Annotated in this window: 9 protein-coding genes; 4 read left to right on the top strand and 5 right to left on the bottom strand. The window is 66.4% G+C overall.

Annotated elements, in window-relative coordinates:
* Positions 1-38 precede the first annotated feature (38 nt).
* Positions 39-2,021: a S9 family peptidase gene (locus FG323_RS06500; RefSeq protein WP_255470072.1), complete on the top strand. Its 1,983-nt coding sequence runs from the start codon at positions 39-41 to the stop codon at positions 2,019-2,021.
* A gap of 55 nt (positions 2,022-2,076) precedes the next feature.
* On the opposite strand, the gene FG323_RS06495 is transcribed toward FG323_RS06500, so the two are convergent.
* Positions 2,077-3,897: an oligopeptide:H+ symporter gene (locus FG323_RS06495; protein WP_141453700.1), complete on the bottom strand. Its 1,821-nt coding sequence runs from the start codon at positions 3,895-3,897 to the stop codon at positions 2,077-2,079.
* Between the two features lie 113 nt (positions 3,898-4,010).
* Between FG323_RS06495 and FG323_RS06490 the strand changes: the two genes are divergently transcribed.
* The 3 genes from FG323_RS06490 to FG323_RS06480 all read left to right on the top strand — a co-directional run bounded on the left by FG323_RS06490 (position 4,011) and on the right by FG323_RS06480 (position 9,513).
* Positions 4,011-5,981, top strand: coding sequence for an oligopeptide transporter, OPT family (locus tag FG323_RS06490; protein WP_141453699.1), 1,971 nt, complete (start codon positions 4,011-4,013; stop codon positions 5,979-5,981).
* A gap of 110 nt (positions 5,982-6,091) precedes the next feature.
* A complete protein-coding gene (locus tag FG323_RS06485) occupies positions 6,092-8,158 on the top strand; it encodes a S9 family peptidase (RefSeq protein WP_141453698.1) in 2,067 nt (688 codons plus the stop codon).
* Between the two features lie 98 nt (positions 8,159-8,256).
* Complete coding sequence (locus tag FG323_RS06480; RefSeq protein WP_141453697.1) at positions 8,257-9,513, top strand: DUF819 family protein; 1,257 nt, start codon at positions 8,257-8,259, stop codon at positions 9,511-9,513.
* Positions 9,514-9,649: 136 nt separating this feature from the next.
* Here the strand turns inward: FG323_RS06480 and FG323_RS06475 are convergent, their stop codons facing one another.
* The 4 genes from FG323_RS06475 to FG323_RS06460 form a co-directional block, all read right to left on the bottom strand.
* Positions 9,650-9,874, bottom strand: a complete 225-nt coding sequence (locus tag FG323_RS06475) for a CstA-like transporter-associated (seleno)protein (RefSeq protein ID WP_141453696.1) — start codon at positions 9,872-9,874, stop codon at positions 9,650-9,652.
* Positions 9,874-11,946, bottom strand: a complete 2,073-nt coding sequence (locus FG323_RS06470; protein ID WP_141453695.1) for a carbon starvation CstA family protein — start codon at positions 11,944-11,946, stop codon at positions 9,874-9,876. Before FG323_RS06470 ends, FG323_RS06475 begins: the two co-directional genes overlap by 1 nt.
* Before the next feature lie 117 nt (positions 11,947-12,063).
* The gene (locus FG323_RS06465) at positions 12,064-13,080 is read right to left on the bottom strand and encodes a magnesium and cobalt transport protein CorA (protein ID WP_141453694.1); all 1,017 of its coding nucleotides are present in this window, start codon (positions 13,078-13,080) and stop codon (positions 12,064-12,066) included.
* A gap of 178 nt (positions 13,081-13,258) precedes the next feature.
* Positions 13,259-15,280, bottom strand: coding sequence for a glycoside hydrolase family 97 protein (locus FG323_RS06460; RefSeq protein WP_141453693.1), 2,022 nt, complete (start codon positions 15,278-15,280; stop codon positions 13,259-13,261).
* Positions 15,281-15,297: the final 17 nt, after the last annotated feature.

Here is a 15,297-nt window from a genome sequence, read left to right as displayed (position 1 = left end):
CGGCTTCTGCCGGATTCAACCATGGGGGAACAATGAAAATGGGGAAATGGAAGTGGGCCGGCGTCGCGGCCGCGATGGGGATGTCGTGCGCCGCGCACGCCGTCGAGCTGATCCCGGTGCAGGATTTCGTCAAGCATCCGACCTACAGCAGCGTGAAGATTTCGCCCAATGGCGAGTATCTGGCGATGACCGTCGATCGCGGCGATCAGGACGTCCTGACCGTGCTGCGGACCAAGGATCTGAGCATCGTCAAGATCAACCAGCTGCCCGAAGAGAAGAGCGTCGGCAGTTTCTACTGGACCTCGCCGGATCGCTTGCTGTTCAACTCGATCAAGAAGATTGGCAGCTATGCCCGGCCGTTCGGTACCGGCGAATGGTATGCGGTCAATGCCGACGGTTCGCAGCCGCGGCCGCTGATTTTTTATGGCACCCGCGATGCCACCCAGCGCGGCAAGCAGGTCGGCAACGAAAGCTTCGGCCTGCTGGACACGCTGAAGGACGACCCGGACAACGTCATGATGACCGCGACCTATGCGCGATCGTCCACCGGCGCCGGAACCGAGATCGTGCTGATGGATACACTGAGCGGACGTCGCAAGTCGCTGGCGCGCGCACCGCGCGACGACTGCGGTATCGCGCTGGACGAGAAGAAGGAACCGCGCTTCGCGGTCTGCTACGACCGCTATGACGAGGAAGGCAACTTCTCCGACGCGCACAACGAGCTGTACCGGCGCGACGACAGCGGCAAGTGGACGCTGATCAACAGCTCCAAGGCCAGCGGCAAGCGCATCGAAATCCTCGGCACCGCCGCGGACGGCACCGTCTACGCCACCCAGGGTGACGGCAAGAAGCCCTCGGCATTCGGCACCCTCAACACCAATGATGGCAGCTTCACGGTGCTGCACCAGGATCCGGTGTCGGAAATCTCCACGCTGATCCAGGCCGCCGACGGCGACACCGTGATCGCGACGGTCACCGAGGCCGGCGCGCCGCAGGTCAAGCTGATCAACGAGGAACACCCGGACGCGGAGCTGTACGCTTCCCTCGCGGCGGCGTTCCCGGGCCAGTTCGTCGACTTCGCCAGCGCCACCCAGGACGGCAAGAAGATCGTTGTCTCGGTGCGCAGCGATGCCAACCCGGGCGAGCTCTACCTGTATGACCGCGACACCGGCAAGGCCCGGTTCCTGATGAAGAGTCGCCAGTGGCTCGATGCCAGCAAGATGGCCTCGGTCAAGCCGGTCAGCTTCAAGTCGCGCGACGGCCTGACCATCCATGGGTACCTGACCATCCCCAATGGGTCCGACGGCAAGAACCTGCCGATGATCGTCAACGTCCACGGCGGTCCGATGGGTCCGCGCGACGACTGGGGCTTCCAGTTCGAGAACCAGATGTTCGCCAACCGCGGCTATGCGGTGCTGCAGGTGAACTATCGCGGCTCCGGCGGCTTCGGCAAGGCGTTCGAGGAAATGGCCTACGGGCAGTGGGCCGAGGGCATCATGAACGACATCCTCGACGGTACCCACTGGGCCATCCAGCAGGGCTACGCCAACAAGGATCGCATCTGCATCTACGGCGGCAGCTTCGGCGGTTACGCCTCGATGATGGCGCCGGCCCGCGAGCCGGGACTGTACAAGTGCGCGTTCGGCTACGTGGGCAACTACAGCGCCGCGATCCAGATGAAGCTCAGCGACACCAGCAAGCGCGAAGACGGCATGAAGTACCTGATCCGCGCCTACGGCAGCACCAAGGCCGAGCAGGACGCAATGTCGCCGATCAACCACGTCGACAAGCTCAAGCTGCCGATCTACCTGGCCGCCGGCGCGCGTGACGCGCGCTGCCCGCCGGAACACACCGAGGCGATGGCCAAGGCGCTGACCGCGGCCGGCAATGCGCCACAGGGCGTGATCATCCAGTCGGGCGAGGGACACGGCTTCTACAAGGAAGAGAACAACCTCAACCTGTACAGCAAGATGCTGGACTTCTTCGCCCAGCACATCGGTGGCAAGGGCGCGACCCAGTAAGGTCGTCCGACTCGCTAGCAATACCAGAACGGCGCCTGTTGGCGCCGTTCTTTTTTCAGTGCACCCCGTGCATCATCCGCCGCAGCAGCGGCGAGAACAGGAAGGCCACCAGGCCGCAGCCCACGCCGATGGCGGTCATCAGCCAGAACAGATCGGCATAGCGCCCGGCCGCCTCGGCCACGACCAGGCTGCCACCCTCGGGAATGTCGATGGCGGCCAGCTTGCCGAACAATGCCGCCAGCGCCTCGGAGAATGCCGTGGCGAGGAACCAGGTGCCCATCATCAGGCTGACCACGCGCGGGACCGACAGTTGGGTCACCGCCGACAGGCCTACCGGCGACAGGCACATCTCGCCGATCTCCAGCACCAGGTAGGCCAGCACCAGCCACCACACGCTGGCCATCTGCCCGCTCTCGCCGACCAGATGCGCGGCCCAGGCCAGCGGGATGAAGGACAGGCCGGCGATGACCAGGCCCAGCGACGACTTGAACGGTTTGGACGGATCCCGGCCACGCCGGCCCAGCCAGGCCCACAGCGCAGCGAACACCGGCGCCAGCAGCACCAGGAACAGCGCGCCCAGATAGGTCAGCGAGCCCGCGGTCTGCGGCAGCACCACGCAATCGCGGAGCAGGAAGACCAGCATCAGCACCACCACCGCGATGAACACGGCCCGCGGCGCGGCAGAATCGGGATCGCGATCGGACAGCCGCGCGGCCACCACGAAACCCAGTGGCGCCAGCAGCAGCGACCAGGTGGACCACGGCGCGCGGGCCAGCAGGGTGAGCGCGTCGGTGCCCCACTCTCCGCTCCAGTTCACCGCCGCCGGCACCTGCACCAGCGCCGGCACCACGTCCTTGGTCAACAGGCGATCGGTGAAGGTCACCCATGAACCGTAGGTCTGCTCGTACAGGGTGAAGAAGATCAGCGCCATGAAGATCAGCGCCATCAGCGCCAGCATCTGTTGCCGCTGGATCGGCGTGCACTGGGTCGACAGGAACCAGCCGAACCACGCCAGCACGCATCCCAGCACCACCAGCATCAGCAGCAGCGCCAGCGAGATTTCGCCGCCCAGCGAGAACGCGCCGTTGGCGGCGGCCCACATCAGCCAGGCCACCGGCAGCACGCCAAGCAGCGCGCCGAGATAGATCAGCCACTCGCGCGGGATGCCGGCGACACGTTCGCGCAACCGCTCGGGCGCGGCCGGTTCGGCGTGGCCGTGCAGGTATTTCTGGCCCCACAGGAACATGCACAGGCCCAGCAGCATGCCGATGCCCGCGGCGCCGAAACCGTAGCGCCAGCCCAGGGTTTCGCCCAGATAGCCACAGACCAGCGAGGCGAACAGCGCGCCCAGGTTGATGCCGGCATAGAACAGGCTGAAGCCGGCGTCGCGGCGCGGATCGTTCTGCGTGTAGAGCCGGCCGACGATGGTGGAGATGTTGGGCTTGAGGAAGCCCACGCCCATGATGATCAGCGCCAGCGACAGGTAGGTGATGCGCAGCGAGCCCTCGTCGCGAACGACGCCGCCGTCCACGTAGGTGGCGGCCTGGCCCTCGAACGCCATGCCGACATGGCCGGCAACCAGCAGCAGGCCGCCGAACACCACCGCCTTGCGCATGCCCAGCCAGCGATCGGCCAGCACGCCGCCGATGACCGGGATGCAGTACACCAGCCCGCCGTAGGCACCCAGGAGATCCAGGCCGGCCTTGTCGCCGAACAGGTGGTACTTGGTCAGGTAGAGCAGCAGCAGCGCCTTCATCCCGTAGAAGGAAAAGCGCTCCCACATCTCGGTGAAGAAACAGATGTAGACGCCCTTGGGATGGCCGAGGAAGTCCTCGCGGGCGGGCAGGGGCGTGACGGAAACGGGGGCTTGGGCCATGGGCGGACGGGCGATGCGGAACCGGCCGAGTATAGCCACGCCGGTCTTTCCGGCTGGACTTGCCGGGGCGTAGCCGATAGTTTGTCGGGCTTCTGTATCCCCGGAACCGCGTCATGAACCAGGCTGCGACGCCTCAACTTACCTTCCGTGCCGTACTGCTGGCCGTCGTGCTGGCGGTGGTCCTGTCCGCCGCCAATGCCTACCTGGGCCTGTTCGCCGGCCTGACCATCGCCACCGCCATCCCGGCCGCGGTGGTGTCCATGGGCGTGCTGCGGGTGCTGGGCGGCGGCTCCATCCTGGAGAACAACATCGTCCAGACCGGTGCCTCGGCGGGCTCGTCGATCGCCGCCGGCGTCATCTTCACCATCCCCGCGTTGGTGATCATGGGCTACTGGCCCGACTTCAAGTACTGGTGGGTGCTGGGTATCGCCGGCCTGGGCGGCCTGCTGGGCGTGCTGTTCTCGGTGCCGCTGCGGCGTTCGATGATCGTCGAGGATCCGCTGCCGTTCCCGGAAGGCAAGGCCGCGGCGGAAGTGCTCAAGGCCGGTGACAACCCAGGCCCGGGCCTGAAGATCCTGGCCCTGTCCGGGGTGATCGGCGCGGTGGTCAAGCTGGCCGCGGCCAGCGGCCTGCGGATGATTCCGGATACGTGGACCCAGTCGGCCTACGTCGGCAGTTCCAAGGTCACCGCCTTCCTTGGCACCAACCTGTCGCCGGCGCTGCTGGGCGTGGGCTACATCGTCGGCCTGAACGTCGGCATCGTCGTGCTGTCCGGCGCGGTGCTGTCCTGGCATATCGCCATCCCGCTGTACCAGGCCTTCTTCACCGGTTCGGATCCGGCGCTGGCCGCGTCCATCGCCAATGCCTCGTCGGCCGATGCCGCCTTCGCCATCTGGGGCGCCAAGGTCCGCTACCTGGGCGTGGGCGCGATGCTGGTCGGTGGCGTGTGGACGCTGTTCTCGCTGCGCAAGTCGCTGCTCAAGGGCATCAAGAGCGGTTTCGCGGCCGCGCGCAGCAGCAGTGCCGGTGGCCAGGCGCTGCTGGAGACCGAGCGCGATCTGCCGATGAAGTGGATGCTGGTGGCGCTGGTGGTGTTCACCCTGCCGCTGCTGGGCCTGTACCAGGCGATCGTCGGGCAGTGGCATGTCAGCGTGCCGATGACCCTGATCATGATCGCGGCCGGCTTCCTGTTCGTGTCGGTGTCGGCCTACCTGGCCGGCTTGATCGGTTCCTCCAACAACCCGGTTTCGGGCATCACCATCTCCACCATCCTGTTCGCTTCGGCGGTGCTGGTGCTGCTGCTGGGCAAGAGCGGCATGTCGCCGGTCGGCGCCGGCGGCGCCCCGTTGGGCGCGGTCGCGGCGATCATGATTGGCGCGGTGGTGTGCTGCGCTGCGGCAGTGGGCGGCGACAACCTGCAGGATCTCAAGGCCGGCTATCTGGTCGGCGCGACTCCGTGGAAGCAGCAGCTGATGCTGGGCATCGGCGCGTTCTCCTGCGCGCTGATCATGGCGCCGGTGCTGAATCTGCTGGCGCAGGCCTACGGCATCGGTGCGCCGACCCCGGAGCATCCCAATTCGCTGGCCGCGCCGCAGGCCAACCTGATGGCGTCGGTGGCGCGCGGCCTGTTCGGCGGCGAACTGCCGTGGGCGATGATCGGCATCGGTGCGGTGGTCGGTGCGCTGGTGATTGCGTTCGACGAATGGCTGAAGTCGCGCAAGGCCCGCTTCCGCGTGCCGGTGCTGGCCGCGGCGATCGGCATCTACCTGCCGCTGGAATTGATGGTGCCGATCTTCCTCGGTGGCCTGCTGGCGCACCTGGTGGAGCGTTTCCACAAGGTCCGCGCCGACGACGAGGAAGGGCGCGATCGCGTGCATCGCCCGGGCGTGCTGTTCTCGGCCGGCCTGATCACCGGCGAAGCGCTGATGGGCATCGCCATCGCGATTCCGATTGTCGCCTCGGCCCGCGCCGACGTGCTGGCGCTGCCGGAAGGCTGGCACTTCAGCCAGTGGATCGGCCTGGCCGTGCTGGCGGTGGTCGGCTGGCTGCTGTACCGGACCGGCCAGCGCGGCGAAAAGGCCTGAAACCGGCGCCTGGCCGCGCCATAGCGGCGCAGGGGCATGACCTCATGCCTTTGCGCCGGGCCGCCGTATCGGCCTAACATCGGGGTTTTCCTGTTTGCCCGGAGCCCCGGATGAAATTGCGTCTCGCCGTACTGCCCCTCTGCCTGCTGGCGACCCTGCCGGCGCTCGCCGCCCAGCGGGGCCTGGACATCCGCGATCTGGCCGCGCTGGATCGCGTCTCCTCGCCGACGCTGTCGCCGGATGGCCGCGCGGTGGTATTCGCCAAGCGCCAGATCGACAAGGAACTGACCAAGGCCGGCAGCGCGCTGTACGTGCGCAACCTGCTCACCCGCGACCTGGCGCCGCCGAAGCGGCTGACCCCGGAAGGCTGGAACGTCAATTCCCCATCCTTTTCGGCCGATGGCCAGACGGTCTACTTCCTCAGCGGCAAGTCCGGCAGCCAGCAGCTGTACGCCATCCCGACCGGCGGCGGCGAGCCGCGCCAGCTGACCGGGTTCGCGCTGGATGTGGGCAGCTACAAGATCTCGCCGGACGGCAGCCGCATCGCCTTCAGCACCGACACCTTCGCCGACTGCAAGGCCGACTTCGCCTGCACCCGGAAGAAGCTCGATGCCACCGCCGCGAAGAAGAACACCGGCGTGCTGTTCGACAACATGTTCGTGCGCCATTGGGATACCTGGGCCGACGGCCGCCGCAGCCGCCTGTTCGTGGCCGCCTTGCCGGCCGCCGGCGCCCAGCCGGTCGCCAGTGCGACCTCGCTGACCGACAGCCTGGATGGCGACGTGCCGTCCAAACCCTTCGGCGGCGCCGATGAATACACCTGGGCGCCGGATGGCAAGTCGCTGGTCGCCAGCCTGCGCGTGCAGTCCAGGGGCGAGCCGTGGTCGACCAATTTCGATCTGTATCGCCTGTCCGCCGACGGCCAGGGCACGCCGGCCAACCTGACCGCCGCCAACCCGGCCTGGGATACCGGCCCGGCATTCAGCGCCGATGGCAAGACGCTGTACTACCGCGCGATGAAGCGTCCCGGCTTCGAAGCGGATCGCTTCGCGCTGATGGCGATGGATGCCGCCGGCGGCGCGCCGCGCGAAATCGCCGCGGACTGGGATCGCTCCGCCGACGGCATCACCCTGTCGGCCGATGGCAAGCGCATCTACACCACCGCCCAGGACATGGGCGAGCATCCGCTGTTCGTCGTCGACATCGCCAGCGGCAAGGCGGAGAAGGTGATCGGCAACGGCAGCATCTCCGCGTTCGAGATCGCCGGCGACACCCTGGCTTTCACCCGCAATTCGCTCAAGAGCGGCGACCAGCTGTTCACCACTTCGCTGGCCGGCGCGCCGGAACGCGCGATCACGCCCAGCGCGCAGGACATGCTGAAGGATGTGTCGTTCGGCGACTTCGAGCAGTTCAGTTTCAAGGGCTGGAACGACGAGACCGTGCACGGTTACGTGGTCAAGCCGTACAACTACCAGGAAGGCAGGAAGTATCCGGTTGCGTTCCTGATCCACGGCGGCCCGCAGGGCAGCTTCGGCAACGGCTGGAGTTATCGCTGGAACCCGCAGACCTACGCCGGCCAGGGCTACGCGGTGGTGATGATCGACTTCCACGGCTCCACCGGCTACGGCCAGGCCTTCACCGACGCCATCAGCCAGCACTGGGGCGATCGTCCGCTGGAAGATCTGCAGAAGGGCTGGGCCGCGGCGCAGCAGAAGTACGGTTTCCTGGACGGCAACAAGGCCTGTGCGCTGGGCGCCAGCTATGGCGGCTTCATGGTCAACTGGATCGCCGGCAACTGGAACCAGCCGTGGAAGTGCCTGGTCAACCACGACGGCGTGTTCGACCAGCGCATGATGGGCTATTCCACCGAAGAGCTGTGGTTCACCGAGTGGGAACAGGGCGGCACGCCGTACACGGTGCCGGCCAACTACGAGAAGTTCAATCCGGTCAACCATGTCAAGGACTGGAAGGTGCCGATGCTGGTCGTGCACGGCCAGCTGGACTATCGCATTCCGGTCGAGCAGGGCCTGGCGGCGTTCACTGCGCTGCAGCGCCAGGGCATCCCGTCGCAGTTCCTGTATTTCCCGGACGAGAACCACTGGGTGCTGAAGCCGCAGAACAGCGTGCAGTGGCATGACACCGTCAATGCCTGGCTGAAGCAGCACATCGGGCAGTAACGCACACGGGGCACGCCGCCTTCGCGGCGTGCCCTTTTTTTGTGCCAGGGAAACGGCTGGGCCGGGGCACGCTTTCATCACCAGGGGAGACATACCGGATGGCGGCAGCAGGCACCGGCGGCGCACTCATCACCAACGACATCATCGTGTTCGGCCTGATCGCGGCCACCCTGGGCGCGATCTTCTGGACCTCCGGCAGCGAGAACCGCTTCCTGCGCAAGTTCTACGGCTTCGTGCCGGCGCTGCTGCTGTGCTACTTCATCCCCGGCGTCTACAACACCATCGGCCTGATCGACGGCGAGAACACCAAGCTCTACAACCCGGTGGCGCGCGACGTGTTCCTGCCTGCCGCGCTGGTGCTGCTGACCCTGAGCATCGACCTGAAGGGCATCCTCGGCCTGGGCTGGAAGATGCTGGTGATGTACGTCGCCGCGGTGCTGAGCATCATGCTGGGCGCGGTGGTGGCCTTCAAGCTGATGGGCTGGTTCCACCCCGAAACCGTTGCCGGTGATACCTGGGCGGGCATGGCCGCGCTGGCCGGCAGCTGGATTGGTGGTGGCGCCAACATGCTGGCGATGAAGGAGATCTTCGAGGTCAACGCGACCACCTTCGGCCAGTTCGCGGTGGTCGACGTCGGCGTGGGCTATGTGTGGATGGCGGTGTTGATCTTCTTCGCCGCGCGTGCGCCGGCGCTGGATCGCCATAGTGGCGCCGATACCTCGGCCATCGACGAACTGCGCGAGCGGATTGCCAGCTACCAGGCCCAGCACGCGCGCATCCCCACGCTCACCGACCTGATGGTGCTGGGCGGCGTGGCGTTCGGTACCGTGGGCCTGGCGCATGCGGTCGCCGCACCGCTGGCGGACTGGTTCGCGGCCAATGTCGCATGGTCACCGATGGTGAGCCTGGACAAGCCGTTCGTATGGGTGGTGCTGCTGGCGACCTTCGCCGGGCTGCTGCTGAGCTTCACCCGCATGCGCACGCTGGAAGGCGTGGGCGCGTCCAAATGGGGCTCGCTGTTCCTGTATTTCCTGATCGCCTGCATCGGCATGCAGATGGATCTGCTGGCGCTGCTGGAACGTCCGTGGCTGTTCCTGCTCGGCGTGATGTGGATCGCGGTGCATATCGTGCTGCTGTGGGGCGTGGGCAAGCTGCTGCGAACGCCGTTCTTCTATTTCGCGATTGCCTCGCAGAGCAACATCGGCGGTCCGGCTTCGGCACCGGTACTGGCGACCGCGTTCCATCCGGCATTGGCGCCGGTGGGCGTGCTACTCGGCACCCTGGGCTACGCCACCGGTACCGGCGCGGCCTACCTGGTCGGCATCATCCTGCGCGCGATGGCGGGCCAGGGCTGACGGCGGTCAGCAATGTAGGAACGACGCGAGTCGCGACAAGGAATCGTATCCGGTCGCGACTTACGTCGCTCCTACGGAGAAAACCAAAAAAGGGCGAAGCTTGGCTTCGCCCTTTCTTTTCGGAAGACCGGCAATTTCAGCAGCAGCGGAAGCCGCTCCTGCCGCCATAGCGCGCCTCCTGACGCTCGCGGAAGAAGGTACGGTAATCCATGATCTCGCGGTCCGGATGCTTCTCCAGCATGTGCCGGACATAGTTGTCGTAGTCCGGCACGCCGCAGCACAGCCGTGCCGTCTGCACCAGCCGGCGCCACACCCGGCGGTGCATCTGGTAGTGGCTGACGGGAACGAGCGCGGTACCCATCACAGGTTCGCCAGTTGCTGCGGATCGACCTGCACGTATGGCGTCTCGCGGTCGGTGCGCACCGTGCTGCGGCGGGCGGCGAGGATGGTCTTGATCGAGTAGAACAGGATCGCCGCGACCACGAACAGGAACAGTGCGGTCAGCCCGGTGTTGACGTAGGCGTTGACCACGATCTTGTGCATCTCGCCCATGGTCTTGGCCGGGGCGGTGATGCTGCCCGAGGCGATGGCGGCCTGGTACTTGTGGGCTTGCGCCAGGAAACCCTGCGCCGGGTTGCTGTCGAAGATCTTCAGCAGGCCCGCGGTGGTCGTGCACAGCAGCAGCCATACCGCCGGAACCGCGGTGACCCAGGCATAGCGATCGCGCTTCATCTTGAACAGCACCACGGTGCCCAGCATCAGCGCGATACCCGCCAGCATCTGGTTGGAAATGCCGAACAACGGCCACAGGGTCTTGATGCCGCCGAACGGATCGGTCACGCCCGTATACAGCAGGTAACCCCACAACGCCACGCAGCCGGCGGTGCCGATGATATTGGCGGTCCAGGACTCGGTACGGCGCATGGCGGGAACGAAGTTGCCGAGCAGGTCCTGCAGCATGAAACGACCCGCGCGGGTGCCTGCATCGACCGCGGTCAGGATGAACAAGGCTTCGAACAGGATCGCGAAGTGGTACCAGAACGCCATCGTGTCCTCGCCCGGCAGCACGCTGTGCAGGATCTGGGCGATGCCCACCGCCAGCGTGGGGGCGCCGCCGGCCCGGTTGAGGATGGTGCTTTCACCGATGTCCTTGGCGGTGGCGGTGAGCACGTCGGGACTGATGGCGAAGCCCCATTCGCTGACCTTGGCGGCGACCGCGACCACGTCGCTGCCGACCGCGGCCGGCGGCGAATTCATCGCGAAATACACGCCCGGTTCGATGATCGAGGCCGCGACCAGCGCCATCACCGCGACGAAGGATTCCATCAGCATGCCGCCGTAGCCGATGTAGGGCATGTGACGCTCGCTGGCCAGCAGCTTGGGCGTGGTCCCGGAGGAAATCAGCGCGTGGAAGCCGGACACCGCGCCGCAGGCGATGGTGATGAACAGGAACGGGAACAGGCCGCCGGTCCAGACCGGACCCATGCCGGTGCGGGCGTACTCGGTCACCGCCGGCATCTTCAGATCCGGCATCACGATCAGGATGCCGATCGCCAGCGCGACGATGGTGCCGATCTTGAGGAAGGTGGACAGGTAGTCGCGCGGCGCCAGCAGCAGCCAAACCGGCAGCACCGAAGCGATGAAGCCGTAGGCGACCATCATCCAGGTGATGGATTCCTTGGAGAAGGTGAACGCCGGGCCCCAGACGGGATCCGCGGCGACCTTGCCGCCCAGCCAGATCGCGCCCAGCAGCAGGAGCAGGCCGACCACCGAAATCTCGCCGATCCGGCCAGGCCGGATATAGCGCATGTAGATGCCCATCAGGATCGCGATCGGCATGGTCGCGGCCACGGTGAACATGCCCCACGGACTTTCAGCCAGTGCATTGACCACCACCATCGCCAGCACCGCCAGGATGATGATCATGATCAGGAAGGCGCCGAACAGCGCGATGGTGCCGGGAATCTGCCCCATTTCCTCGCGCACCAGATCACCCAGCGAGCGCGCGTCGCGGCGGCTGGAAATGAACAGCACCATGAAGTCCTGCACCGCGCCGGCCAGCACCACGCCGACCACCAGCCACAGCAGGCCGGGCAGGTAGCCCATCTGCGCGGCCAGCACCGGGCCGACCAGCGGGCCGGCACCGGCGATGGCGGCGAAATGATGGCCGAACAGCACGTGCTTGTTGGTGGGCACGTAGTCCAGGCCGTCGTTGCGCAGCACCGCCGGCGTGGCCCGGGTGGGATCCAGTTGCATGACCCGGCTGGCGATGAACTGCGCGTAGAAGCGGTACGCGATCAGGTAGATCGAAACCGCTGCGGTGACGATCCAGATCGCGTTGATGTGTTCGCCCCGGCGCAGCGCGACCGTGCCCAGCGCGAACGCGCCGAGTACGGCCAGCGCCGCCCAGCCGAGTTTCGACAGACCTTTCATGAATCCACCCTCCACGGAGACTGCCGCTAGAGTCCTCCGATGCCGGGGGAGGGTCAATCCGTAAGCCGGATTCCCGCCTTCGACTTTGGTCGAAACCGGCCGGCGGTCACCGGATCGTCACAGCCAGCGCACGCGCTTGAACAGGCGATACAGGCCGATGCAGACCGCCGCCACGCCGATCATCAGCAGCGGATAGGAGAACCGGCCCGCCAGTTCCGGCATGTGCTCGAAGTTCATGCCATACCAACTGGTGATCAGGGTAGGCGCGGCCAGCAGCGCCGCCCAGGCACCGAGGCGCTTGACCGTCTCGCCCTGGGCCAGGGTCACCAGCGACAGGTTGACGCTCAGCGCGGTGGTCAGCATCTCGCGCAGGGTGTCGGTGGATTCGTTGACCCGCAGCACGTGGTCGTGGACATCGCGGAAGTACAACCGCACCTCTTCCGGGATCAGCGCGCTCTGCGTACGCGACAGTTGCGCCACCACGTCCTGCAGCGGCGCCACCGCCAGCCGCATCTTGGTCAGCTCGCGCTTGAGTTCGTACAGCTTGACCACGGTCACCCGACGGTAGGTGTCGGCAAAGATGTCCTTCTCCAGCGTGTCCAAGGTCTGGCGGAACTCGTCGACGATCGGGCGGTAGTTGTCGACGATGAAGTCGAGCACCGCGTACAGACCGTACGACGGTCCCAGTCCCAGCAGGTCCGGTTCGCGCTGCACGCGCTCGCGCACGGGCGCGTAGGACAGCGAGGCGCCATGGCGCACGGTGACCAGGTAGCGCGGGCCGAGGAAGGCGTGGGTCTCGCCGTAGCGGATCCGATCGTCCACCACCTGCGCGGTCTGCATGACGATGAACAGGGAATTGCCATAGGCTTCCAGCTTCGGTCGCTGGTGCGCGTTCTGCGCATCCTCGACCGCCAGGTCATGCAGGCAGAATTCCTCCTGCAGCTTCTCCAGCACCGAATCGGCCGGCTCGTACAGGCCGACCCAGATGAACGTGCCATCGTCCACCGCCAGCACGTCACTGATTTCATCCAGGCCGATGTCCCGGCGCTTGCCGTGCTGGTCATAGACCACGCAGTTGATGACGCAGGAGGGCAGGGCGTTCTGGACCGGGTTCAGCGAGGGCGATTGGTTCATGTGCCGGATCGTGCGCCAGTTGACCTTGAGCGGCAAGCGGTCGCCGGCATGCCGCGTGCAGGAGCGACGTGAGTCGCGGCCCGCGGCCCCCATGGCCAGACGTTGCCAGCGCGGCCGGGAGTTCCTGTACGGTGGGATGGCGGTCGCGACTCACGTCGCTCCTACAAGGCGGGCGGCTCTACCGGGCCACGAAGCGGATCGCCTGGCCGCCGCCGGGTGCGAGCTTGAGGTCCAGCGTATCGGTCGATCCCACCTCGCGCTCCTCGATGACGATGTCCTCGCGCTGGCCCTTCCAGTCGGCCCTTGGACCATCGCGGTAAATCTGCGCGGTGTAGCGGCGGCCGGGATCCAGGAACGACAGCGGCGCCTTCAGCGTGCGCGGCTCCTCGTCGGTGATGGCGCCCAGGTACCAGTTGTCGCCCCCGCGCTCCTTGCGCACGAGGGTCACGTAGTCGCCGACTTCGCCATTGAGCACGCGGGTCTCTTCCCAATCGACCGGCACGTCCTTGATGAACTGGAACGGGCCCGGGTTGGCCTCGTAGTTCTCCAGCAGATCCGCGGCCATCTGGATCGGGCTGTAGATCACCACGTAGAGGGCGAGCTGCTTGGCCCAGGTGGTCGCCACGCCGTCCGGCGAACGCGTCTTCATGCCGAAGATGCCGGGAGTGAAATCCATCGGCCCGGCCAGCAGGCGGGTGAACACCAGCATCGCCTCGTGCTCGGGCGGATTGCCCGGGTTGCCCCAGGCGTTGTACTCCATGCCGCGCGCACCCTCGCGCGAGATCCAGTTGGGATAGGTACGGCGCAGGCCGGTGTCCTTGATGGGCTCGTGGGCGTTGATGGCGATGTGGCGCCTGGCCGCTTCGGTCACCACCTTCAGGTGATGGCGGGCCATATCCTGGCCTTCGTGCCAGGCGTAGTGGATCTTGCCGTCGGCACCGATCACCTTGGCCTGGCCGGCGTCGGACACGTAGCCGGTCTTGACCGCCGGCACGCCGACCCGCTCGTACAGGTCGAACGCGGCACCCATCTGCGATTCGTAGTGGGCAGCGTTGGCGGAGGTCTCGTGATGGCCGATCAGTACGACACCCTTTGATTTCGCGTAGGCGCCCAGCTTCTCCAGATCGAAGTCGGGATACGAGCGGGTGAAGCTGAAATCCTCGCCGTTGCCGAACCAGTCGCCGTCCCAGCCGACGTTCCACCCCTCGACCAGCACGCCGCCGAAGCCGTGCTTCGCGGCGAAGTCGATGTGCTTCATCACGTTCTCGTTGGTCGCGCCGTGGCGCGGGCCGGAGGCCCAGGTCTTGGTGTCCAGGTGCATTTCCCACCACACGCCGACGTACTTCATCGGCCTGACCCACGACACGTCGCCCAGCACGTTCGGTTCGTTGAGATTGAGGATCAAACTGGAGGTCACCAGTCCGCCCGCGTCATCGGCGATCTGCAGGGTGCGCCAAGGCGTGTTGAACGGTGCTTCACGGATCACCTTGGCGCCATCGATGCCGGGTGTCAGCGATGCCTTCAACCGCCGGCCTTCGACGCGGGTGAGGTTCATGCCCGAATAGTCGACCAGCGCGGCTTCATGGATCGACAGATGGGTGCCGTCGGCCAGCCGGAAGGTGATCGGCGTCTGCGCGTCGCCGACCGCCTCCACCGGCGTGCGGTGGTACAGGTATTCCTCGCGGTTCCATTCGCCGGCCGGAATCCACCACGCGGTGGCGTCGCCGGCGAGGGTGAACTCGGTCAGCTCCTCGCGGATCCTCACCGTCGACAAGCTCTCCTGGCGCGGGAACTCGTAACGGAAACCGAGGCCGTCGTCGTACACGCGGAACACCAGATCCAGGTGCCGACGCGGCTTGGCGTTCTCGACCAGGGTCACCCGCAGTTCGTTGTAGCGATTGCGGATGCGGCGGCGTTCGCCCCAGGGCTGTTCCCAGGTTTCGTCGAAGCTGCGCGTGCGCGCGGCGGTCACCGCGATGGCGCGGTCCAGCTTCGGCGTGTCGACCAGCAGGAAGCCCAGCCGCGACGGCGCCAGCAGCGGCTTGCCGTCGCGCCGCACCGCATAGGTCGGGCGGCCGTCGGGATCGGAATCCAGTTCCACCACGATGCGCCCGTCGGGCGAGTTGACGCGCACCGGCGGCGCCGCCAGCGCCACGAGCGGAAGCGACAGGACGGTCAGGGCGAACAGTCGAATCAGCATGCGGATCCTGCGGGATG

Source organism: Pseudoxanthomonas sp. z9, assembly GCF_006542425.1.
Taxonomy (GTDB): domain Bacteria; phylum Pseudomonadota; class Gammaproteobacteria; order Xanthomonadales; family Xanthomonadaceae; genus Pseudoxanthomonas_A.
This window is presented reverse-complemented; position numbering and strand designations above follow the sequence as displayed.